The 26,114-nt window shown below is 42.9% G+C and carries 10 protein-coding genes; all 10 read left to right on the forward strand.

Going from position 1 to position 26,114, the window contains the following annotated elements:
• The first annotated feature begins 189 nt into the window (after nucleotides 1–189).
• Complete coding sequence (locus J4N23_RS16560; protein WP_207428877.1) at nucleotides 190–1,410, forward strand: site-specific integrase; 1,221 nt, start codon at nucleotides 190–192, stop codon at nucleotides 1,408–1,410.
• Between the two features lie 55 nt (nucleotides 1,411–1,465).
• Nucleotides 1,466–2,458, forward strand: a complete 993-nt coding sequence (locus J4N23_RS16565) for a YhcG family protein (protein WP_207428878.1) — start codon at nucleotides 1,466–1,468, stop codon at nucleotides 2,456–2,458.
• Nucleotides 2,459–3,076: 618 nt separating this feature from the next.
• Nucleotides 3,077–5,647, forward strand: coding sequence for a hypothetical protein (locus tag J4N23_RS16570; protein WP_207428879.1), 2,571 nt, complete (start codon nucleotides 3,077–3,079; stop codon nucleotides 5,645–5,647).
• Nucleotides 5,648–5,654: 7 nt separating this feature from the next.
• Nucleotides 5,655–6,752, forward strand: a complete 1,098-nt coding sequence (locus J4N23_RS16575; protein ID WP_207428881.1) for a DUF928 domain-containing protein — start codon at nucleotides 5,655–5,657, stop codon at nucleotides 6,750–6,752.
• The gene (locus J4N23_RS16580) at nucleotides 6,749–7,183 is read left to right on the forward strand and encodes a hypothetical protein (protein WP_207428883.1); all 435 of its coding nucleotides are present in this window, start codon (nucleotides 6,749–6,751) and stop codon (nucleotides 7,181–7,183) included. Before J4N23_RS16575 ends, J4N23_RS16580 begins: the two co-directional genes overlap by 4 nt.
• 26 nt (nucleotides 7,184–7,209) lie before the next feature.
• The gene (locus J4N23_RS16585) at nucleotides 7,210–13,833 is read left to right on the forward strand and encodes a hypothetical protein (protein ID WP_207428884.1); all 6,624 of its coding nucleotides are present in this window, start codon (nucleotides 7,210–7,212) and stop codon (nucleotides 13,831–13,833) included.
• Between the two features lie 13 nt (nucleotides 13,834–13,846).
• Nucleotides 13,847–14,638 carry a hypothetical protein gene (locus J4N23_RS16590; RefSeq protein ID WP_207428885.1) on the forward strand — a complete coding sequence of 264 codons (792 nt, stop codon included), beginning with the start codon at nucleotides 13,847–13,849 and terminating at the stop codon, nucleotides 14,636–14,638.
• 82 nt (nucleotides 14,639–14,720) lie between these two features.
• Nucleotides 14,721–18,161 carry a DUF6443 domain-containing protein gene (locus tag J4N23_RS16595; protein ID WP_207428886.1) on the forward strand — a complete coding sequence of 1,147 codons (3,441 nt, stop codon included), beginning with the start codon at nucleotides 14,721–14,723 and terminating at the stop codon, nucleotides 18,159–18,161.
• Complete coding sequence (locus tag J4N23_RS16600; RefSeq protein WP_207428887.1) at nucleotides 18,158–24,802, forward strand: GH-E family nuclease; 6,645 nt, start codon at nucleotides 18,158–18,160, stop codon at nucleotides 24,800–24,802. Before J4N23_RS16595 ends, J4N23_RS16600 begins: the two co-directional genes overlap by 4 nt.
• Nucleotides 24,786–25,277 carry an ankyrin repeat domain-containing protein gene (locus J4N23_RS16605; RefSeq protein ID WP_207428888.1) on the forward strand — a complete coding sequence of 164 codons (492 nt, stop codon included), beginning with the start codon at nucleotides 24,786–24,788 and terminating at the stop codon, nucleotides 25,275–25,277. The genes J4N23_RS16600 and J4N23_RS16605 overlap by 17 nt, the downstream gene beginning before the upstream one ends.
• The last annotated feature ends 837 nt before the right edge of the window (nucleotides 25,278–26,114 follow it).

Raw genomic sequence — 26,114 nt, forward strand, 5'->3', positions numbered from 1 at the left:
CCAAGGTTCTTGTTACCTAACTGACTACCTGTTTTTAGTTTTTACTTTTGAGGTAACAGAAAGTGCTGTAATAATTTGAAGATCAATAAAATACAGCTTAAAAAGTTGATCAAAAAAACGCACTTTCTGCTACCTGCAGGTTACCTGAAAACAGGATGAATTCTGAATTGAAAATTTAAAAGCAATTGTATGAAAACATCACAGTCATTTCGTGTGCACTTCACGATCAGAGCCGACAAGGCTAAAGAAGGGAAAGCGCCTATCTATGCTAGTGTAACAGTAAACAAGCAACGGTGCCACATTGCGTTAAAGCAGGTGATAGACGTAAAAAACTGGGATACCGGCAAAGGCGTGGCAAAAGGTAACCGGGAAGAGGTAAAAGCAGTCAATAACTATCTTACACAGGTAAGGACTGCCTTAGGTAATTGTTATCAGCAATTACAATTAAAGGGAAAGCTGTTAAGTGCAGAAGCGATAAAAGATGCGTTTCTCGGTACAGGCGAAGAAGTCTATACGCTGAAAAAGCTAATTGACTACCATAATGAGACAGCTAAATCTTCCTTAAAGTGGAGCACTCTTAAACACTACTATGTTACCCAACGCTATTTGGAGAAGTTTATTCAGCAAAAATTTAAGGCTTCAGACCTCTACCTACATGAGCTGAATTACAAGTTCATTCACGACTTTGAAATCTTTCTTCGAAACCATAAACCCAAGGATCATCAAAAGCCTCTGAATAATAATGGCATTATGAAGCATCTTATCCGGCTTAAGAAAATGGTTCACCTGGCGGTTCGGCTAGAATGGATCACTAAAGATCCTTTCATTAACTACCAACTTAAAATTTTGAAAGTTACCAGAGAGCATTTATCGCCCAAAGAGCTAGCTGCAATGGAGAGCAAGGAATTTACTATTGAGCGGATTGATATGGTAAGAGACCTTTTTGTTTTTTGCTGTTATACTGGACTTGCCTACGTCGATGTCATCCAGCTGACTCCTCATAATATTGTTGAAGCCGCAGATGGAGAATTTTGGGTGAGAACATTCCGGCAGAAAACAGAAACGCCTGTAAATACCCCTCTTCTTCCAAAAGCAGTAGACATTATTAAGAAATACAAGGGAAATATCCGAGCAGAGGTAAGCAATACAATATTCCCTATAATCTCCAATCAGAAGGTAAACAGCTATCTGAAGGAGATTGCTGATTTGTGCGGCATTAAAAAGAATATTACTTTCCATTTAGCTCGTCACACATTTGCCACTACCGTTACCCTTTCCAACGGCGTTCCAATCGAAACAGTAAGCCGGATGCTAGGCCATACTAAGATTGCCACTACTCAGATATACGCGAAGGTTCTTGAAAAGAAGATCAGTGAGGACATGGCAGCACTTAGGAAGAAACTAGCATAAACTAAAAAGCAAAGGAACTTTTTTTCGGGAAAGTTCCTTTCTAACAACTCTCATCATGAACATTAATCCATCTTTAATAAAAGAAATCAAATCAATAATTCAATCATCTAGATACGAGGCAGCGAAGGCAGTCGATCACCAAAGGGTGCTAATGTATTGGCACCTCGGTAAACGAATTTTTGAAGAAGAACAGCAGGGGCAAGATAGGGCGAAATATGGTACCCAATTGATTAAGTATATTTCGAAGGAACTCCAACCTGAATTCGGGAGTGGTTTCTCCTCTCGAAACTTAAATATGTTTCGGCAATTTTATCGAGCTTTTCCAATTGTGCACGCACTGCGTGCACAATTCTCTTGGACACATTACAGGAAGCTGATAAGTATTGATTCTGAGGATAAACGAAATTTCTACATAGCTGAAACAGAGAAAAATCATTGGGCCGCCCGGCAGTTGGAAAGGCAGGTTGATAGTCATTTATATGAACGTCTGCTTTTGAGCAATGATAAAGAAGATGTTTTAAAAGTTGCCCGAAATGAAAAGTATCCTATTGAGCCGCAAGAAATAATAAAAGACCCGATGGTTTTAGAGTTTCTTGGTTTAAAGAGAGAATCTGCTTACTACGAAAAGGATTTGGAGCAGGCTCTTATCACTCACCTTCAGGATTTTTTATTGGAGCTAGGAAACGGCTTTTCTTTTATAGCGCGTCAACGACGAATTCACTTAGATGGAGATGACTTCTTTGTCGATCTTGTTCTCTATAACCGGCTTCTTCAATGCTTTGTGATTGTTGAGATTAAGACGCATAAACTCACCCATCAGGATATTGGACAGCTACAGATGTACGTGAATTATTTTGATAGGGTCGAGAAGTTAGCTCATGAGAATAGAACAATCGGAATTCTCCTGTGTGCCGAGAAGAATAATGCAGTTGTCAAGTTTTCTTTGCCGGAGGATAATAAGAATATCGTTGCAAGTAAGTATGAATTGTATTTGCCTTCAGAAGAGCAATTGTTAAAGGAACTTGAAAAGGAAATGGATAAGATATAGGCACGATACGTCTATGCTAGTGGAAGTTGCATAAGTTGGTGAAAATGTTGGACTACTTTAAAGATGGAGATACAAGGAGGGGGGGCGGACTTGCTAATCTATCAGCGCTTCTAGAATTGAGGAATTTCCTACTAACCATCGCCGGCCATCAATTTGGGCGTTGAATTAAATATTTTCCTAAGGCCTAAGCGTACGATTTACGGAAGTTGTCAAAAGTGCTTGCGACGGCTATCTCGTCACTACAGATATTTATAGTTAGGTGAACAACCGAAGGAATTCGACGATAAGTTGCAGGAAAAAGCGACCGGTCTAGCATACTGCAAAGCAAAGGTTGATGTCAACAAAAGCATTGTTCGTCCGCCTAATCCAAGAGTTGGTGTAAAAATTGAGGTTGACGGCCTTCTTCATTACCAAATTTAGACTTTATGTTTATCTTTGCTTCGATGAGTTAAGGCAATAGTATTAAACGCGCTCTCCTATATCTTATTGCCAAAAGATGAATAATTATTTATTGGTTGCATTGTTTTAAATGCGAATGATTTATTTAAGCCTGTCTTGAGGAAAAACCTAAACGGAGAGCCTTAACTAAATTGCAGCAAACCCTGATTGAATCACAATATGAAAAAGGTCCTAGTACTTTTAGGCTTTACCTTTACTTATACACTTTTGGCATCTTCACAAACAACTCCTGTTGGTCGTGATGTAAAAGACAGCAGCTATAAAACAGACACAAAAACAGATTCAGCTTTAACTCCGGCGAGAAGTATTAAAACGAGTGCCTGGGGCCCTACTAAATGGTTTAACAATACTAGAATTGTTGATTCCGCAGTTAAAAAGCTTAGTGGGCGACTGGGAAAAAGGTTTGAAACGCGGACAGATACTACTGGTGTTAAAAAAGTCTCGAACATTGAAGTAAGTAATAGAATGGAGCGCCTAAGCCGCGATTCAAAGTCGCAATTTGAGGGTGTTTCGATCAAAAAAGAGGATCCTCCCTTTAAGCTAACTTTTGGGAACGACTTCATGTATATGCAGGAAACGCCTCTAAAGGGTACACCAGGTTTTGCTGATATCTTTTCTGTTGCAACAGAGGTGCAGGTCGGGAAAATTCCTCTAAAATTTGATTTTGCTAAAAGTTATAATTCAGATACTGGTTTTGATCCGCTGCAGAGCAACCTTTTTAAACTGAATTTTGACAGGCAGAAGTTTTCAGGTCTGTTTAAAGGCGACCTTCAGCGCTTCCTTGAGTTTAAGAAGAATTACTTGTCCGGGATGGAATTTCCACAGTTTGCAAGGAAAAGTATCAGGGACAAATTGAGGGGAGTCCAAGGTGCCTCAGATTATACGAAATATTCGACACTTAATTCCTTTCTTGATGATCCCCGGAATACCATCGAACTTTTTAGTATGGATGAGATTGCCCTCAGGAAACAATTGAGAGCGTTGATGCAGCAAAAGCAGGAAGAGATTCAAACTAAAGCGAAAGAAGGCTTGAACCCATACGAAGGCAGCTTGATTAATAGGACGGACAGTTTAAAAAAGAAAACGGGGAATGCTATCCGTAGTGGAAAGATGACTACAGATAGTATATTCTTTGCCCAGGCTGAACAGAAAAAAATCACTCAGGGAGTGGACAGCATCATTTCGGTGGTAAACTCACTTAAAAAGCAGTTAAGGGAGAATGGTTTGAGCGCCCAAAATCTGGAAGTTCTTCAATATTATTTATCGGGGAAGGACAAACTGGATGATATCGATCTTTCAATAATGGCCGAAATGGAAAAACAGCAGAAAACTAGCAAGTTACAGTATATGCTTGGGAAGGTTCAATCCTTTCAGACTGGAAGCTTTGCTGCTAAAATTCCTGGAAGCTCATTAAACAGGGATATGTTTATACAAGGAGCTGATCTTACCATTAACACAAGGAGAGGCCCGGTGCAGGTAGGCTGGGGTAGTCAGAGGGATGTAGGGCTACCAAAGGATAACGGCTTTGAGAATTCGACCTATTCCTTTCCCAGAAATATTTCCTATTTGAGTGTGGCAACTCACAGTAGCACTTTTGGCAGCGGCCGTTTGTCGTGGGTTGGCGTCTTCAATAAAACGGACGATAATTCAGTTAGCCCCGTAAACGCCTTATCAAGAACAACGATGGCTTTCACAATTAGTCAGAGCCTCAAAATGAATACCTTGGGGAATCTTACCTTCGATATTTCTAAATCAGCGAGCCAATATAATAATACTATATCCGCTTATCACGAGAATTTATTCCTTGATAAGAGCGCATTGGGTAATTATTTTACCGATGAGCTGTTTGAAACACTTTCTCTGGGAGTAAACCATAGTTTAGAGCTTAAGAAGGCAGCGTTTTCGAATAATTTCTATTTCAATTATTCCGGCTTGGGTTACCAGAATCCGGGGGCAGCTGGTGTTTCGAATATGAGAATGCGCCTAGGCACGAACCTGAAAAAGCGTTTTTTTAGTAATAAGTTCTCTCTTGGCGTCAGAGCAGACCTAAAAAATACGCCAGTGAGCTATTCCTCCAACTCTCAATGGAAGAATTTCCAAGTCCAAATAGACGGACGATATTCCATAAGCAGGCAGTATAACATTAGCTTAAAATATATGGAAAACGGGATGAACAAGATAAGCGATATGAGAACGCCAGTTTATTCATCCCGTAAGTTTCAGTTCAGTGGCAATGGTCGGTACAGAATAGGGAGCTATTATAGTTTCAGCAACCTGAATATCGCAAAGCAACTATTTGACAATAAATTCAATCTTTCAGATGTCGCCGGTACAGCAATAATTTCAGGCACTGCTGCAAATAGTAATTTTTTGACATTGAACTACACCCATACTGTCGTGATGAACCAATTTACCATATCAGGATCACTGTTTGGAAACAAGGAACTGTCTGGTGACATGCTGATGGGGGACATGATTAATTCGGAAGCCGGCTGCCAGTATCCTTTATTTAAAAAATTAAACCTCTCATCTTCCATGACCTATTTGGATAACAAGGGAGTAGCACGGCAGTGGGGAGTGAAACAGAATATCCATTGGTTGGCAGGGAAGCACTTTGATATCAGTGCATATTTGGATTTGAGAAGGAATTTAATCGAACCAATATATAAAAGTCTTTATACGACAGGAAGAGGTGAGCTGTCAGTAAGATATTACCTGACTAATAACTAAAGAGGAGATGAGAAGAATATTGATAACGCTTGTATTGCTGCTCGTATGTAGGTCAGCTTTTTCCCAGCTGAATTTCCAATTCGTCCCTGAGATCCATGGCAGAAATATTGAAGGGCTGTTGAATGCAAAAATTTCGAACGCGGTTGCGAGACGAGCTGTAAGTTTAACTGTAACTGTTAGTGAAAGAACGAAGGGAAGGGTGCTATCACTAAAAACAGCAGCCTTTAATTTGCCAGTAGGAACTAATACCATTCCAGTAAACGCGGTAAGATCTGCGAAGATTCAATTTGCATCTAGCGGTATTGCCAACAGGATGCGTCAGAGTGGCCTATTGCCAGAAGGCGACTACGAGTTTTGTTATACTTTGACTCCTGAACAGGGATATTATGATCCGGAAGTTCCTTTGGAGCAATGTTTTGATGCAGAGCTCACCCCTTTTGCTCCTTTAACGCTTGTGGAACCATACAACCAGGATAAGGTCTGTGAGACGAGGCCTTTGTTTAGTTGGCAACCATCCTTCCCCCATGTGCAAGGGGGGACTTATCAGCTTTTACTTGTCGAATTAAGGGGGGATCAAAAGGGACCCGAGGCCCTTAACTATAACTTACCTTTAATAAGTCAAAGCAATATGATCAATCCCGTGATGCCTTATCCGGCTTCATTTAGAGAATTGCAACCTGGTAAGCGTTATGCCTGGCAGGTGAGTATCTATAAGAACCAGACGGTGTTGAATCGCTCGGAGGTATGGGAATTTACCGTCGACTGTAGGGACACTGTAACAGATACCAAGCTAAACTATGACGGCTTCAGGGATATCGAGGACCTCGCCCAGGGAAATTTCTACGTTGCCGATGGATACCTACAGTTCGGACTCACTAATTCTTATGGTGAGCAGAACCTTAAGTATGAAATTGACTGTATCAGCGATCCTGAGCTAAAAGTAAAGTCACTACCTGCTTTAAAACTGGAAAGGGGAAAAAACAGGATAGTTATAGATCTCAGGTCTAAGCGTGCGTTCAAACATGACTATTACTATATTCTCAAAGTATGGCTACCGAATGGAAGTGTGAAAAGTTTGAGGTTTGTGTTTAAAGATAAGTTATGAGAACGATAGGGTATTGCTTTTACTTCCTTGTAGTTCTGTTTGGACTTTCGGGCTGCAGGCAACAAAAAGGTAATGAGGAAGCAGGCAAGGAAGAGGAGATAGCTCTGGGAGTGATGAAGGTAGCCGGGAGTGGTGGCGGCGACCGGGACTATCGGGTAAGAATATTTCCTTCGAAAGACATGCTGGAAGGGAGGCAGGATATTCAGACGGCTATGTGGTACGATGCAGACAGCTGCTTCTTTTTGCTTGCCGGTAGCGAGAAGATTTACCCAAATCTCCAGGAGCCGGTAGCAAACGGAACTAAGAATAGTTTTGAGTACCTCCTCCTTTTTCCTGAGGTACCAGGAATTCCCGAAAAGAGTTTGAAGCTGGTTTATAGTGACCGGCATTTCAACAGAAAGACATATGTTTTGAATTTACACAAAGATTAACAAAGATATTTTTACTTAACCTTATTATGGTATTTAGTATTCCCACAAGGAGGAAGATTGCATTATCTTTAATAGGCATCTTCATCCTGGATATTGCTACACCTGCTTTAACCTACGCACTCACTTCAGGGCCAACACAGCCAGAAACACAGGCCTTTCAGCCTGCCAGTGTTTCTGATATGGTTGATCTTAGCACAGGTGATTTCAAATATAACATTCCGTTGCTCGACGTGGACGGATATCCGGTGAACCTGAACTACCAGTCCGGTATTGGAATGGATGATGAGGCGAGCTGGGTGGGCCTCGGATGGAACCTCAACATCGGTGCTATTAACAGGCAGATGAGGGGGATTCCTGACGATTCATTCGGAGATCCTATTATTTCTGAAACCTCAATGAAGGACAAGATCACAATAGGTGGGAGAGGGAACGTTAAGGTGGAGCTAAAAGGAAAGGATAAGAAGGTAAAATTACCAAGAAAGCTAGCAAAAAAGTTTAAGATGACGGTTTCAGGCACTGTGAATGTGGGGATTTTCAACGACAATTACACAGGGATAGGAGCTGAGGTTGGAGTGAATCCGGGAATTTCAGTATCGAGTTTGAATGACGGACTGTTGACAGCTGGAATGGGACTTGGAGTTGTTTCAAATACAGTAAGTGGTGCAGGAGTAGACGTAAGCCCTTATATAAATATGTCATGGCAGAATAAGAGGAGTTGGGATTTGAGTGTAAGTGCCGGGGCAAGTTACAATCTCGGCTATAACTCCAGGTCAGGGATGAAGGATATAACTTTAGGTAAGAGCTTTTCCGGCAGTTTTACAGGGAAAAATGTAGGAGCTGCAGCTAGTTTGGACGCTTCAACATCATTGGTAAGTTATAACACGGAACCTGTAAGCCCTACAATCCAGGTCCCTTTTGAAACTACTCATCACTCGTTCAGCTTAGACGCAGGAGGTGCAGAACTTATCATTTTTGCCGGTGGAGGTATTGCGGGCTATCGCACTGTAAGGAAGGTAAAGGATTATAAAACTGAAAAAAAAGGCTATGGCTTTTTGTACTCCGATAAGGCAAAGGGGCGGAATGATGCTGTGATGGATTTCATCAGAGAAAAGGATAATCCCTACATTCCTGGAACGCCGAATATAGCAATGCCGGTTCAATTACCTGACCTGTTTACGTATACCAGTCAGACGGGTAGTGGGCAGTTTCGCTTGTATAGGAGCACGGGAGCTTTTGGCGATCCTGAAGTTCAGGATAAATCGGAAACGTATACCGGGGGCGCAGATCTGGGAATAGGTGCTTCATCCGTCCACCTCGGCTTGAAGTATTTCGATCAGAAAACCACGAATTTTTCCCGTAAGTGGGAGGACGGGAATAACTATTTAAGCAAGGGGGATTTCCAGGTGTACAAATCTGCGGAACCCCAGAAAGAGCATGTATACTTTCGGGTTGTGGGAGAAAAAAGCGTTGAAGGTCCTAACCTTAATAATTTCTTCAAAAATAATAGTCCGGTAGCCGTTCCGACCTCTGCACGTACTACCGGGGCCAACTTTCGGAAAGCAGACGGTTCGATAGAAGCGACAGGAAATATTGAAAACAGCGAGAGACAGGGAAAGCGTACTGTTATTTCGTATCTGACGGCAAAAGAAGCCATGAAAGCAGCTTTAGATCCTGCCATCAAATTTTATCGTTTGAATGATCCTGCAACATTTGCAGTGCCTGAAGATCATAATAGTGAGTTATTGCTAGAACAGATTCTTCCTCGCGCAAAAGATTATAGGAAGGACGATCATATTTCTGAAATCAGCGTCAATGATGACGGAGGGGGGCGTACTATCTACGGTATCCCAGTGTATAATGTAGTTCAACAGGAACTCTCGTTCGCAGTCGGTAACGAAGGAAAGAACGACTATATCGTCCAAAATAAGAATCAGGTGCAGTTCACTATAGACGGGGACAAACCCTTTCACAAAAAAGGTATTGATGAGTATTTTCAACGTCAAACTTCACCAGCATACGCATCCTCATACCTCCTTACGGCTATTTTATCTCCTGACTATATAGACCGAGGTGAAAAAGGAATTTCCGCTGAAGATGCGGGAACAGCCATCAAATTTAATTACTCTAAGTTGAATGGACTATATAAATGGCGTACCCCCTACGCTACAAATACGGCTACTCTTAGTAAAGGGCTTCTTGCAGATGCAGACGACGATAAGGCCAGTATCGTTTACGGAGAAAAGGAAATAACTTACCTCCATTCCATCGAAACGAAAACCAAGATCGCCTACTTTATAACATCGGAAAGGCTCGACGGACTGGGCGTTCAAAACTGGCTTGGGGGAAAAAATCAGGACTTTCGCCAAAGAAGATTGACTGAAATTATCCTTTATTCTAAGGCCGACGTAAGCAAACCTATAAAGAGAGTAAAGTTTGAATACAATTATGATTTGTGTCCCGGTACCCCTAATTCAATCGACGCTAATGGAGGGAAGTTAACTCTTAAAAGGGTTTGGTTCGAATATGGAAATACCTCAAAGGGGAAGAACCATCCCTACACATTTTCTTACAAAATGAAGATCAGCGGTATCCAACCCCAATATGAGAATATGACTGCTGACAGGTGGGGAACTTATAAACCTGATAACCAAAACCCGGTTCTTCCTGGCTTTCCTGCCCCGCAAAATGACGTGTTTCCGTATAGCAATCAAAATCAGTCGGAGGCAGACGAGAATGCAGGGTTGTGGAACCTCGAACAGGTGGGGCTTCCAACGGGCGGGACAATAAACGTCAGCTATGAATCGGACGATTACGCATACGTTCAAAATAAAGATGCTATGCGCATGCAGCACTTCGAATATCTAGTGGGGCATGACGGGAATCCGATCAGCAGCTCCGACCCGGAAGCCCTTTCGAAGGCGAAGGGACTAAGGGTAAAGCTCAGCAAACTGCCGGAAGATGCGCCTCCTGGAACAGATGTTACCCCCTGGTTTAAAAAGACCTATCTAAATGGGTCGGATTACTTATATACGAAGTTTTATGTGAAGATGTCAACTGCTTTCTGTGAAAGTTATGGAAAGGATTTTGACTTTGTCCCTTGTTATGCTAAAGTCCGCTCAGTTAACATATACGGGAGTGAGGTAAATGTATTTTTTGATGAGATTGATGAAAAAGGGGTTAAAGATAAGAACCCTATCTGTATAGCTGGATGGCAGAAACTAAAAAACGATTATCCAAAGTATGCAAACAAAGGCTTCAGTAACAGGGCTCAGGACGGGGATGCTCAATCTAATATAAAAAGGGCTATCAAAGCCTTGGGGAGTTCTATAACAAACTTGGGCGAGCTTACTGAAAGCTTTTATAGAAAAGCTAACAGACGGAAATTTGCAACCAGCTACCAGCATGCCTTGAGCTTCGTTCGTTTAACAGAAACCGATGGTATTAAGCTAGGAGGGGGAGTGCGGGTCAAACAGGTTCAGATTCGGGATAACTGGCAGGAAATGTCGACCTCCGCAGCTGTTGATAGAACATACGGGCAGAAGTACACCTATAGAACTAAAAGGGACGGTCAGGAGATCAGCAGCGGGGTGGCAGCTTATGAGCCTAATATTGGGGGGGATGAAAATCCTTTGAGGGAGCCAGTGCCGTATGTTCAGGATATAAAAGGGGCGATAAGTAATTACTTCAACCTGGAAGAACCTTTTGGAGAGTCATTTTATCCGGCGCCCTTAGTTGTATATAGCAAAGTGAAGGTAGAGGATCTGGGAGCTACCGAGAGAACACCTGCTACAGGATATATCATGAACGAGTTCTACACTGCCAAAGATTTTCCTGTTCGGGTAGGAATGCTGAAGCTCGTCACGGACCCCTACCGTCCAAGTAAGCTATATAAAGTGCTGGCCAGCACTAATATCGAGGAACTCGCACTGTCACAGGGATACAGTGTCGAGTTGAATGATATGCATGGAAAACCAAAGGCAACCAGGATTTTTAACCAGGCAAATGCTGAAATATCCTCGATTGTTTATAATTATTTTACAGAGCCGACGGGGCCTGAAGAATGGCGTTTAAAGAACGGGGTACAGGTGGTGAACCAGGACGGAAGCGTCGTAGAACGAACAATAGGAAGGGATGTTGAATTCTTTACCGATATGCGAGAGCAACTCTCATCTAACAGTGGCAAATCAATCAATCTCGGACTGGATTTTCCCCGCATTTTCCCAATCCCTCACTGGCCCAAGCTTAATAATAGCGACTATAAGCTGTTCCGTTCTACATCTGCGGTTAAAGTAGTGCAATATTACGGTGTTCTTAAGGAGGTAATTAAGACAGAAAATGGATCTTCTATAAGTACAGAGAACATCGCATTCGACGGACTTACGGGAGAAGCGCTCGTTACCAAAACTCAGAACGAATTTAACGACGATATCTATTCTGTAAACCTTCCTGCGTATTGGATATACAAGGGGATGGGAGCAGCCTACCAGAATCTGGGAATGTATATTGAGAACCTCGATGGATTAACCATAAGCAACTCTCCATATAATCAACTTTTAAACCCAGGAGATGAAATAATAAGTATCAGAACTGGTACTTCTTATTGGGTAGTGGAAACTAATGGAGTCAAAAGACTTATAAAAAAGGATGGAAGTATCTACAAAGGTTCGATTGCTACCGCGAAGTTAGTTAGATCGTCCTTTAGAAATCTTCTGCAGGCCACTACCGGTTCCCTTGTATGCCTTACCAATCCAATTACAAATGGGCATTTTGCGTTTGCTTTAAATGCTGGTTTTGAAGATCTGAAAGTGATTAATGCTTCTGTCCAGACGTATGACGACAAATGGGTAGTTGAGGACATTGATGAAAAGGTCCCAGTATTAAATTCGCTTGGACTCTGTAGTGACATTCCCGGTTCAGATGGTCTAATGGATCATCGACACAACTCAATTACCCGGACAGATGGTAAGCTGCCGTCAAAATTCTGGATTGACAGGCAACAAGGCGGCGGTGGCGCATATGGAAGATGTGGGATCAAGCTATGTGAAACGAAATTTGGAGAGACAGTTGAAGCAGTTGAAGCTGGGCTTGAATCAAGTTTCGAGATCTCAACAGAAGGGGATTATGTTTTCGCTTTTACTGGAAACACGAATAGGTCCAAATGGAGGATCACAAACTGCACTGACCCAACCTTTCAAGAGATCTCGGATGTTTCCTCCGATCAGTGCAGCCTAAATCATATGCTTTTGTACGTCTATCATTTAAAACCGGGCCGTTACATTATTGATTATTCTTTTGGAGCCTACCGACGCGCTTCGGTCTCAAACCCTTACATTTTCCCCGACAGAACTGGAGGGTTCGAAATTTATACGAACACGTTTTCCGAATTAATTCATACTGATGACGCCGGGTCAGGGGTGAATATTATAAATAGCTCCAGAATGCTAATTGGCACAGGTAAATATCGTGCGTATCAAAAGGTGAAGCACTTTGGGAGCGATGAGGTGGAAAAGAGCTACTTACACGGTAATGTCATCGACTACTGCGACATAGATGCTCAAAGAGGGGATCCCTTCATAAACCCCTACTATAGGGGATATTTGGGAAACTGGTATCCTTTCGAGAAATATGTATTTCAAACTCAAAGAGAATACAATAATATCTTTAGGACTGATAAAAAGGGACTTGATACAAGAAATTCTGGATATTTCAGTTCCTACAACCCATTCTGGAGATATTCAAATTCGGGCTGGGTTAGAAATGGAGCTGGACAGGGCTGGCTGGCGGCAAGTGCTGTCAGCCTATATGATCGCTATGGGCAGGAATTGGAAAATAGAGATGCGTTGGGACGCTACAGCGCCGCCATCTTTGACTTTAATGGAGAGCTCCCTGCTGCCGTCGCTTCAAATGCTATGAACAGGGAAGTTTATGTGGAAGGATTTGAGGATAATAATTTTCGGAAAGAAAACGGCCTAGGAAAAGGCATAACAGAATTTAGGCAGGAGAGTGGAGAGGAAATATTTAAAAGTGCGGTTAACACAAGAGCGCACTCAGGAAATTATAGTCTAGTGATTCCTGCCTCGGGTATGATACTTTCTTCCTTTACTCATGGCAATACCCATAAGGGACATTCAGGACAGTACTTCGAAATAGCCGCGACGAATGAATACCAGTTGCTAAAAGGAAAGGGTATTTATCCAAACGGCTTTGAGCCTAAACCATCTACTGCATATATAATCAATGCCTGGGTGAAGGATGGTCATCCAGAAAATAAAAACCTGGACCTTACTTATTCTGTAAATGGACAGCTTCTGAACTTTAGATGCAAAACAGTGGTCGAGGGCTGGAAGTTGATAGAAGGAACGTTCACGAGTCCCCCAACTAACACGAATTTCAATCTCCAAATAGTAGCTTCGCCTGGAGCAGAAGTTTTCATCGATGATATCCGAATACATCCTTCTAACTCACATGTAAAATCCTACGCGTATGATGAGAAGAACTTTAAGCTGATGGCTGAACTGGATGAGAACGGCTTTGCGACTTTTTATGAATATGATGACGAAGGCTCATTGGCAAGGGTGAAAAAAGAAACAGAGCGAGGAATTGTTACAATTAAAGAGAGCAGATCTTCCTATAAAAAGAGAGCATTGTAAGCAGTTTAAAGAGATGAAAGGTATTGCAACAATAATAAAGAAAAGTTATTTGGCAATTGCGCTTAGCTGTATTACACTGGCATGTGTGGCAATTAGCGCAGAGGTATTCAAGTCTGAAAAAGGGGAAGCTCGTTTACCAAAAAAGGCAGGGAGGTCATTGAAGTCAGAAACTGATGAACAGCTTCTGTCCAAGATGGAAAGGGTATGCTCCATGCTGGATATTAACAGACCGGAGTGTTTTGTTGAAGGTTCAGTCAGTTCTTATACTCAAGGAAATACTTTAGACGTAGAGGGAACACTTCCTTATATCTATAGCAAGCGGGGAAATGATTTCTATTACAAATTAGGTCAAACCGAGACAATAAATGCCAAGGGCTTGTACATCTATATCGACCCGGACGCGAAGAAGGTCTTGCTCTCCGACCAAAAAGTCCTTACGGATAGTTCCCCCAATGCTATTCATGAGCTTTTTAAACAAATTTTAGAAGATCGTTTTGCTGTTAGAACTAAGTTTGAGGGTGATAATCAGGTGATTACACTTCTGAATGAGATGCATTTAAGTTGCAAAGAATATAGCGTAAGTTTTGATACGTTGAGTCTAAAGCCGAACAGGGTTTTTTGCAGGATGCCCAACTCAAATGCTGCAGGATCCACAGGGGGTGACCTTGTCCTTGATATGCGCCTGCAAACAGTTTCCAGTATTTCTCAAATTGAAAAGTTTGTGTCAAAGCCTGTGATAATTCGGGACGATAATAAATGGACGCTCAGCAAGGAGTTTCAAGGATATGAGTTGGTGATAATGTAAGCGCTAAAGATTGAGTTCAGAGAATATCTGTTCCGCTTTAGAGTAAAAATAGAATATAGATACCTTAAACAATAGTTGGTCTATGGTAAGAATTTTACAAAAGACTTTTATACTGATATTTCTTTTATCACTTCTGAAGACTGAAAAGAGTAAGGCAGGCGAGGAGCCTTACGAGTCGTTTCTAAGAGGCACTTTGAGCAAGGGCGCGGTAGTGTCAATACAAGACGAGAAATTTAATAATCCATCCTTCAACAAGGAACTTATCACTGATATGTCTGTGGATAATTTTATCTCACTCAGAATCTTGGATGACACCCCTATCAATCAGTCTTTTAGCTGCACGGTATCCCTGAGGGTCGAATATTTTAGTGATCCTTCGCAAACAGATCCTACCGTAATCGATCCTGTTAATCTTACTGTCAAGTACACCAACGATGGGACTGCTGTACTTCAGGATCTGTATAAATTTAATTCAGGATACCTGGTGAATGTTCATATAACAAACATTAGTAGTCCCGAACTTGGGGAAACTCTTCCTCCGGTATTGCAAATAAGCAATAAGATCATAGTTAACAGGATATACAAATTCACTCCGGATCTTGGTTTGGGTCTAATAGGAACCCTAAATAGTAATAACAGCGTAAATACGAGCTTTGGCTCTCTTAGTTTATCATGGCCAGCTGTAATAGGTGCCCAAGAGTATGACCTGGAGTGGGTCGCAGTAGATGAAGGAAGTGAATTTGAAGCCACAGTCAACAGCATGGCTGCAGGGACTGAGGTTGCAGGAATGGCCGACAAGTTGTTCCGAAACAATGCAACGAGGATAACAACGGATGATAACGCTTATAAACTCGCATTGGTTTTTAACTCGAAGTATATTGTTTCGAGGATAAGGCAAGTTGCTTACAATGCTCAGGGGGTGCGGGTAGAGGGCGATTGGCAGTATAAACAGAATAATGCGTCCAGAAGCTATGCTGTTTGGAATATCGAGAATTTATGGCATGAGAAGAACTTAAACTGGCAATACTCTGTAGCCTACGCGGAAGAGGGAAAAAAGAAAGAGGTAATAAGCTACTTCGACGGTACCCTTCGGGGCCGTCAAACTGCTACAATTAACAGTTCAGATAATGTGGCGGTGGTGCAGGAGAATATTTACGACGAGTTTGGCAGGGCTGTGGCAAATATTCTTCCCGCTCCGGTAAAAGAAAATGCGACTGGCTCCGAAAACCTTCATTTTTTTAGGAATTTTAACAGAAATCTTAATAATCAGCCTTATACCTTTGCGGATATAGCCCAACTTTGCGAACTAAAACCTTCAGCCCTCAGTACTTCCTCAGGGGCATCAAAATACTATTCAGACAAAAACCAGTTTATAGCGGAGAATGGATTTAAAAGTAACAGAAACTTTGATAAATACATCCCCCATGCCGAGGGGTACCCGTTTTCCATAACTCAGTACACCGCAGATAATACCGGTCGCATCAAAATTCAGGGTGGAGTAGGACAAACCTTTCAACCTGGATTGGCAGATTTGAGTAAAACAACGAAATACTTCTACGGTACTCCTACTCAGGGAGAGTTAGACCGGCTATTTGGAAATGACGTGGGATATGCGAACCACTACCTGAAGAATATGGTGATTGATCCTAACGGGCAGATTAGCATTAGTTATTTGAATGCCAGCGGAAAAACGATCGCAACAGCTTTAACGGGAAATGCTCCTGATGGTATGGATGCCCTTCCCTCGTCGGAAAATGCAGCAAAAACGCAGAGAATCTCGCTGCTCACGCATCCGCAGTTTCGGTTTGATGCGTCTGCACTCAGCCTCTCGGCGAGCACGACTCACCTGGTGTCTGCCCCGGGGAAGGTATTAATTGAATACGATATCGAAAGATTAATAGCATGTTATACTGAAGGGACATTTAAGCTATGCAAGGATTGTTTCTACGATCTTAGTATTAGAATCACGGATGATTGCGGAGAAGAAGTGTTTAACAATAGTAGTGCCCCCGTAAAAATTGGATATGCGGGCGTAGCGGAAGTAAAGTCTATAGAACCAGACTTCAAGAAAATCGGAGAGTATAATGTCACCTTCAATTTTGTGTTGAGCAAGCAAGGAATGGAAACTTATGCTGACAACTTTATCAGAGAAGGCCAGGTAGATGGCCAGGTGAAGAAAGAGCTGGTATTCGTGAAGAAATATCTGGATGAGCTTGGCTTAGGAACGTTCGGAGGTTGTGAAAGATGCAAGGAAGCGTTGGGAACACAGGAGGATTTCACGGAGATGTTCAAGGAGAAGTTGCTGGAACTGCAGCTCGCTACCACCGATATCAGTGCTTTGGAGGACTGGATCAGCGGGAAGTACCAGGTTCTGAGTCAGCAGTGTCAGGCGCTCCAAGCCTCCTGCGTGGCTCCTTCGCCTTGTGAGAAGTATATAGGCCCAATGCTAGAAGACGTTTCCCCGGGTGGCCAGTACGCCATGTTTGATACTAACAACAAGGTTCTTGAGCCTGAACTTAACGTATTAAAAAACTACTGGGCCACTGAATTTAGTCTTCCTGCAGGTTCTACGGCACCTGAGGCAGATCTTGTAACTCTTGACGACGGCTCGGTCATTTCGCCGTATGATGAGGCCTTTGTTTTGGAGACAGTAAATGGGCAAAAGGTTTTTACTGCGAAGAACCTGCTTGTACACTGGAAGCCGGAATGGGCTCACCGGTTTCTTAAATACCACCCGGAACAGTGTAAGCTGGAGTTCTGTGAGGCTAATAAGCAGTACGTAGCGTGGGATAATCTCGTTAGTGAGAAAATAACACACTCGGAAACTTCTAGCATCCCAGGCGCAGTAGGTACCTATAATCACAATAGCCCTTCCTGGCTCCTCGACATTGATCCTTTCTTTAATACTGGGCCCGGAGCGATATATAAATTGGCAATACAAAAAGACCTCACTCAGTACACAAGTGAAGTACTGGGAGCAAGTGTTGCGACTAAGAATGTACAGCAATTTATCGATTACTTCCTATACTGTGGTGATGCAAAAGGTAGAACTAATAACAACAGGATTGCGGGAACAAATAATATAGACTGGGAAGCATGCAATCCAGTTGCTGACTGCCGGGTACCCAACAGAGAATGGCAACAATACCAGGAAATGTATCTGGAACTAAAGGAAGATTATTATAAAAAGTATCGTGATGAAGTTTACTGCCCTTACAAGCAGTGTCTCATAGGTATTCCTGCTGCTTTACCAATTCCAGGAGAAATAAGCGCCCGAGATTTTTATATAATGAAATCGACTTCTGTCTCTGCCTGTAGCGGCATGGAACAAAGAATCGATGTGCTGCTGATGAACGGAAAAACGTTAAAACCGACGAAAGTGCTGGTATACATCCCTGGGCAAACAGGTGTAGCAGAGCTTGATTTCAATATAGGAGAAACTGTAAAATCAGTTTGTGTGCCGTTTAACATTCCAGCGAGTGCCATGAAAGTTAGCGATGTTTTAGTACTTGAAGAACCATGAAGAGATTTATACTGATTATATTAACTTTTCTATATGCCACTTATGGCCGTGGTCAAGAAGCTCAGATTACAGCATCGGGTCCTACAACTTTTTGCGAAGGAGGTTCAGTAGTATTAACAGCGAGCCAAGGTTCAAGTTATTTGTGGAATAACGGAGCCACCGGCCAATCTATTACGGTAAATCGATCAGGAAATTACGCAGTTACAGTTTCAGGAACTGGATGGACTTCTTCCGCTTCAATTAGGGTAACGGTAAATCCGATTCCTCTTGGTGAAGTGACTGTTATACGTGATAACGCAATGTTAGTCTGGGAGTTTACCTTTGACAAGGAAGGGAATATCTATGTTATTGATGGGACGAATGACAGAGTAGTAAAATGGAGACCAAATGAAGCTACCGGAGTTATTGTAGCAGGAGGGCATGGTCGCGGAAACGGTTTGCACCAACTTCATCAGCCCCAGTCGGCCGTCGTTGATAATGCTGGAAATATTTTTATTGTCGACCACGGTAATGACAGAATTGTAAAGTGGACTCCGAACACATCATCTGGGCAAATTGTAGTACAGGGTGCACCGAATAGTCCATTGTTTGCAAATCCAAAAGGAATTACCATTGACGCTTCCGGAAACTTATATGTCGCGGATGTAAATAATCACCGGATAGCGAAGATCAATCCGACTATGGGCACCGTGGTGACGGTGGCTGGTGGCAACGGGCAGGGATATTGGCCTAATCAGCTTTTTAATCCTGCTGATGTCGAGCTGGATTCGAAAGGGAATCTATATATCCTAGACGTGGGGAATTACCGGATTCAGAAGTGGGTACCCGGTGAATTAACTGGTACGACAGTTGCCGGTGGAAATGGACAAGGTTCTGCTCTCAATCAATTCGGTCTTACCTTTGGTTTTGATCTTGACGAGAACGACAACATTTATATCCAAGACGCATACCGAACATTAAAATGGATACCAGGAGCTCCGGAGGCTCAGTTGGTATATAAATCAGGAGCAAACAATGCGTATCACGTAGCATTAGACAACGAACAAAATATCTTTATCGAACAGAGGTTTAATGCCCTTCGTAAGCTAGTAAATGAGCCAATAATTAGAGCAGAGGGGCCTACAGAGTTATGTGCAGGCAAGTCTGTCACATTATCGGCTCCATATAGGGGGCAGAACAACGGACCATATACATACAAATGGAGTAACGAAAAGGAAGGCTCTGTTATCGTGGTGAACGTCCCTGGTAAATACACCTGTACAGTTATCAATGAGTACGGGTGTTCTGTCATTTCAAATGAAATTGAGGTAACCACTATTCAAAAGCCTTTAATTACAGGCCCGGAGGTAATTTGCCCTGGGGAGACAATAACATTAAGTGCACCTCCAGGCTATACTTACTTTTGGAGTAATGGAAAAACAGAACAATCCATCCCTGTAAATTCCGTGGGAGACTATTCTGTTACTGTAACGAATGCTCTCGGCTGCTCCTTAACCTCGGATACGAAAAGGGTGACCGACGTTCCTCTCCTCTTATCGCCAACGATTACTCTGACCGGTTCTTTATGTACAAATAACTTAAGTTTGATAACAAATAACAATTCTGACTTTAGTAGATGGTTTAAGGACGGTGTGGAGATAGGGAAAGGCGGGGCGATCAGTGTGTCCAGCCCGGGTGTTTATACCGTTAAAGTTGTGAACCCTTGCGGGCCGCAACTAACATCCGAACCAGTAACAATACATCCTCCTATTGTGCCTGCTCCCCTTATCACTGCCAACGGCACTTTTCCTATATGTGCGGGAACTTCTGTCAAGATTACTGCCGACGCATCAGAGGAAGAAGCACTTACGATTCATTGGTTCCGGAACGGAAAGAAGTATGCGAGTGGTAAAAACTTTATTGATGTAAAGCTCCCCGGGGAATATACAGCGAAAAGGACAACAGAATGTGGTAGCTCCAATTTTTCTAACCAGCTCAACGTGACGGTTGATTATAAGCTTCGAGCTAAGAAGTCTCATTTCGACGATATCGACAAAACGGTCCCTGAATACGACTACGACGCAACTGATACCCAGCAGAAGGAAGAGATGCTGGCCGAGATTGAAGATGCGTGTGAGGGACAGGCGGATGTGTGGATGCGTAATTTGGCTTCCGCGGGCCTCAGTTCTATCCAACAGACCGAACTTCGCGCAAAACTGGTGGCAATTTGTAAAGCAGGTGGAGACTTTGAGCACGGCATGGGCTCCAGCACGTTGCCTCCCGGCGCTACCGGCCCGATTCCTTCCAGCTTCGCCGATGCGATTAGACAATACGCTCCAAATGGCGTATTCACGGCCCAGCTTAATCCATGGTTGCTTGATTCTCCTTATCCCTACGACAAGCAGCCAAGTCTTTCCGGTAAGGAGATAGGAAGCAGCAGTGCAGAGATCTGTACCCGTCTACAGGAATTAAAACAGGCTTGCGGAAATCCCGCAAGTACTACAGAGTTCTATAATTGCCTTAGTCAGAAATATGAGGAAGCACTGAACATAACCGAGGAGGAATTCGCGGACCTGCTGAAGTCCTGTGACAGGTGTAATTATATCCTGAATGCCTCTATGCCTTTGCCGGCGTTTCTTGATCCGTATTCTAAAGGATGTATCACCAAGGCAGAGTTTAACCAGGCAGTTAGTGAATTGACAGGTCAGGTTCCCGGTCTGACAACCGCGGATGTAAATTACGAACAGATATTTGCAAATTACCTGAATCACAAATGGGGCTTCAGTATAGCATTCCACGTGTATCAGGATTATGCGGCGCTCCCTGATAACACCAGCAAGCTGTTATGCAATCAACCTGCCTTTCCAGGAGTCTTCGACGATGACTACGCAGATTTTAAAAAGGAGATAGAACTGGCTGTCGGAAACGGAAGGCAAGATTATTCTAAATATATTCCGGAGATCCGCAAAAAAGCGATGCTGGAATACACTAATGTATGCTCTTCTGCGAAACCTTATGTAAATCTTACAGAAACCACCAAGACATATCATTACACATTATACTATTACGATCAGGCAGATAATCTGGTGAGAACCGTACCTCCCGAGGGGGTATCATTTCTGAATAGCGATCAGATAAAGATGGCTGAGAGATATCGGGAAAAGGATCTCGCAGTATGTGCATACAATGGGCCAACGTCTAATAGCACCTTGTCTCTCGCGCAACAGTCCTTGAATACCATCATTTCAAGCAGCGCAACAAACAATACTGATGCAGCTATCGAGCTCTGGATGTATGATCAAAATGCTACGGGTGCACAAACCATTATTACTGCAGAAAAGCAGTATATGGTGCAGGTGTGCCTGGGTAACGGTAAAATCAATGCTGATATTTACACTATGCAGCCCGACGGAGTGGAAGGTGTGATAATTAGCAGGTCAAACCATATTAGCGGAAGTATCGGAACGCAGACACTTTTCAATTGGCACCACGTAGTGGTAAGAGGAAAGGACCTTGCTTCGGGTGAACTTGAACTCTGGCTAAACGGGCGCAAAGTAGATGGTACCAGTACCACTGGTGAAACGGGATGCGGTTGGGAAATAAGCACCAGTCCTCTTGTACTGCCTCAGTTTATAGGCAACTTAAAGCACCTGCGCGTTTACAACCGGAGACTGGGGGATCAGGAGATCATCAACAATGCTGAAAGTGCTTGTTTTAACGCAAAAAGCATCGAGCAGCTGGCCTGGCATCGATTTAATATTCCGGACGAAATACTCGCCGGCGGAAGTACCAGTACCCTTGAACAAAGGTTTGAGCCAGTGTACCCTGATCACACGCTGGCTACAACCTACGCCTATAACAGCACCAACCAGGTAGTGCAACAGGTCACACCAGACGGTGGAACTTCACGATTTTGGTACGATGATCTGAGTCGCCTGGTAGTGTCGCAGAACGAGAAGCAGCGAAAGGATACAGATAACGGAAAGGCGTTGTATAGCTATACGAAATACGACGATCTGGGCCGCATTACGGAAGTCGGAGAGCGAAGGATGCTCACTACGGGATTTGAAGATCCTTCCTTTGTCAGCAAAGATAAATACCTGGCTTTCCTGAATGATGCTGCCGGAAGTAACCAGCAGATCACTCAAACTATTTATGACAATGCTCCTGGAGCTGAAAACGGTCCTGGGCTTCATACCGCTCTAGCTCAAAATAATCTCCGCAAGAGGGTAGCAGCAAGTGTTTATCGCGACACGCCCGAAAGCGCGGATATCAACGCCACCTACTATGACTACGATCTTAATGGTAACGTAAAAAGCTTATGGCAGCAGGTAAACGGCCTCGGCCTGAAAAAAATCGATTATGAGTACGACTTGGTAAGTGGCAAAGTAAATAAGGTATTTTACCAGAAAGGACAGGATGACCGATTCTATTATCAATATAAGTACGATGCGGAAAACAGGCTAACAGAAGTATGGAACGGCGTGGATCCAGCTAACCCTAAACAGGTGGCGTCATACCAGTACTATTACCACGGGCCGCTGGCAAGGACTGAATTGGGCGGCTTGCAAGACAAAGTGCAAGGGCTCGACTACGCATATACACTACAAGGCTGGCTAAAGGGAGTAAATTCGTATGCCCTCAATCCTTCTGCAGATATAGGAGCCGACGGAAATTTTATGCCGAAAGACGTAATGGCTTATTCGCTGGGTTATTATAACGCAGATTATAAGCCTATTGGCGGCACTACCTCTAAAGCCTTCGCAATCAGTTATCAGGCAGGAACGAATGAGCTTGGCAGGAACTTGTACAACGGAAATATCAGCAATACCACTGTTGCATTGAGTAAGTTCAGAAATGGCGATCCGGTGGGTTACTCTTACCGTTACGACCAGCTAAACCGTTTGAAACAAATGAGGCAGACGGGCTTTGCTGCAAGTGCCAGCAGCTGGACAACCGATGCCGCCAACGAAGCCTATAGGGAGAATATCACTTATGATGGCAATGGTAATATCCTCAGCTTTTTAAGGTATGGTTCAGGCGATGGGAAACCAGTCGCAATGGACAACTTGAACTATGCTTACAGCAGGGATGCAGCGGGGAGACTACAGAATAACCGCTTACGGCATGTTACTGATAATGTGTCTGCTGGAAGTTATGCTGAAGATATCGATAATCAGTCGCCGGACAATTATTCCTACGATGATATTGGTAACCTGGTTAAGGATACAGAAGGTGGTATCGATAAAATTGACTGGACAGTTTACGGAAAGATCAGGAGCATCAAAAAGACGGATGGTACTGTGATCGCCTATAGCTACGATCCTTCAGGTAACCGTGTAAGCAAGACTTTGGGCGGGCAAACCAGTTATTACGTTCGCGATGCGCAGGGGAATAATCTGGGCTTATACGAGAAATCAGGTAGCCAGTTGTTCTGGCGTGAGCAGGTGCTGTATGGAAGTTCAAGGGTGGGGATGTTCAGGCCCGACCTGGATCTCAACGGAGAGCAGAAAGCTACTGCCTGGTCCTTATGGGATAACCACGCCAACCTGCAGCAATATGAGCTGACGAACCATTTAGGAAACGTAATGTCTGTGATCTCTGGCCGACGTTTTGGTAGCCTGGGTAATTATACCGCAGATGTGGTTTCTCAGCAGGATTACTATCCGTTTGGGATGATCCAGCCTGGAAGAAGCTTTAGCTCCGGTGGTTACAGATACGGCTTTAATGGTAAGGAGAATGATAATGAGGTGAAGGGAGAAGGGAATCAGCAGGATTATGGGATGAGGATCTATGATCCGAGGTTGGGGCGCTTTTTGAGTGAAGATCCTTTGACAAGAAAGTACTCCTTTTTGACACCCTATCAGTTCGCGAGCAACTCTCCTATTATGGGTATCGACGAAGACGGCGGGGAGTTGAAGTATTACAACATCGACTGGGTGACTAGAAATGGTAAAAGTCAACTTTCGATTGCGAACCAGATCAAAACCGATAATGTGGCCTTAGGAGTTGTACTACGCCTTTCAAATGGATTGTTCTCTCAAGATATTAAACTAGGTGATCTTAACTACTCTACGCTGGGATTAAGTGCATTTGTGGTAGGCTACAACGGTCAGTGGAAAGTTTTACCTAGTAGTATCGACCCTACTAATCTTCCCAATTTGAATGACCCGATCTGGGAAACTTTCGAGAGTCCGAGCGATTACAAGAGCCGAATTTATAACAATGCGCAAAATCTTATTGAAGGAGTATCTGCTTTATCAGATTTAAGAGATGTATATAAAACTCTTAAAAATCCAGTCAATAAAAGCAAATTGAATGCAAATGAAGTTAATAGTATACTTGCAAATAAATACAGCAAGAATAGGCCTAAGTATGGAAAAAATCAGGTTGAGGAGGTATGGGAGGCTGCTAAGGATGCAGATGGGAAAGTTTATGATCCAAATACCGGTCGCGAACTTTTCTGGGATAAGTCCAAAAAGCGGAATGGACAATGGGATATGGGACATAAACCAAAGTACAAGTATAAGGACGAACTAGAGCGTTTAAGACGTGGTGAAATTACGGAAGAGCAGTTCTTAAAGAATTACAAAGAATCAAAGAATTATCGACCAGAAGGTGTCAGTGAAAATAGGTCTAGAAAGTATGATAAGAAAAAATAATATGGAGGAAATTTTAAGATTTATCAAGGAACGGAATATACCAATGGTTAAGAAACATATTGGCAAGGCAGATAGACAAGCTGTTGACAGTTATGGGGATTCAGCAGTTCACCTTGCGGTTTTAGAAGAAAGTCATGATATCTTGCACCTCCTTATCCAAAATGGATTTCCCGTAAACTTGAGGAATGAGGAAGGTAAAACACCCCTCCACTTTTGTGCGGAATATAATCTTCTCAATCTCGCGGAAATGATTTTGAATGCCGGAGGCGACTTGTCGATTCAAGACAACTATGGTAATCAACCGTTATGGACCGCCGTATTCAACGTGAAAGGACGGCTTACACATTTGGCGCTCGTAAGGCGTTTTCTAGTCGCGGGAGCTGATAGAGATCATAAGAATCACGCAGGAATGACTCCCATTTTGTTTGCGAAAAGGGTTGGCTATTTGCCTCTTGTGTCGTTGCTAGAAAACTAGGAAATATGGGAGGTGTGAAAGTTTATCTATTGTTTTTCTTGCATTTAGTTTCTTGCATTAACGTTGAGAACCGGGAGCAGACGCGCTCCTCGCGAAAGATATATGTATTTAAACTTGATCATCAAAAGAAATCGTCCAACTTAATTACAGGTTTAATGATGGAAGGAGACGTCGTTACAACTTTGTATTTAGACTCGCTATATTTTAGGCCCACAACTAGCGTTACTAGAATTGTCAAAGACAGTAGAACTGTTCTTTTTTTACGTTCTATATCTTCTGATAATTTGAAGCTCCTTAATACTTCAATGAAGTGCGATTGCGTTGATCGAACGACCAGCGAATATGTAATTAAGATTGTAGAAGGGGAAGATGTTCAGGAGTTTAAATTTAAAGAGATTTATGGATGTCCGCCACGCAGCCAATGTTCTTTCTTTGATCAGTTGAGGGATTGCTTTATAAGACTCCCGTCGTGATCCGCAGCTTGTTCGGCATATTCCCTCTGCACTTCGAACTAAGTAATAAAAAGGGATTTGCAATCCCGCTAAACGAATAGATGATGAGATGAAATTAGGAAATGGTATTTAGCCCAATAAAAGAATGGTTGCTGTTCGACATGTTCTGAAAGGCATGTCGAATTAAGAGATAAAGAGGGATTTGTAATCCCGGTAGTAGGAGATTGCTTTACAGGTAGCAAAAAATGATGACTTGTTGCTGTTCGACATGTTCTGAAAGGTATGTCGAACTAAGAGATAAAGAGGGATTTTTAATCCCGATATTAATTTAAGGGGAGATTGGATTGCGGTTAACAAAAAAATGATGAGCTAAAAAAGCAGAAGA

Origin of the sequence: Pedobacter sp. SYSU D00535 (assembly GCF_017355855.1) — a bacterium.
Taxonomy (GTDB): domain Bacteria; phylum Bacteroidota; class Bacteroidia; order Sphingobacteriales; family Sphingobacteriaceae; genus Desertivirga.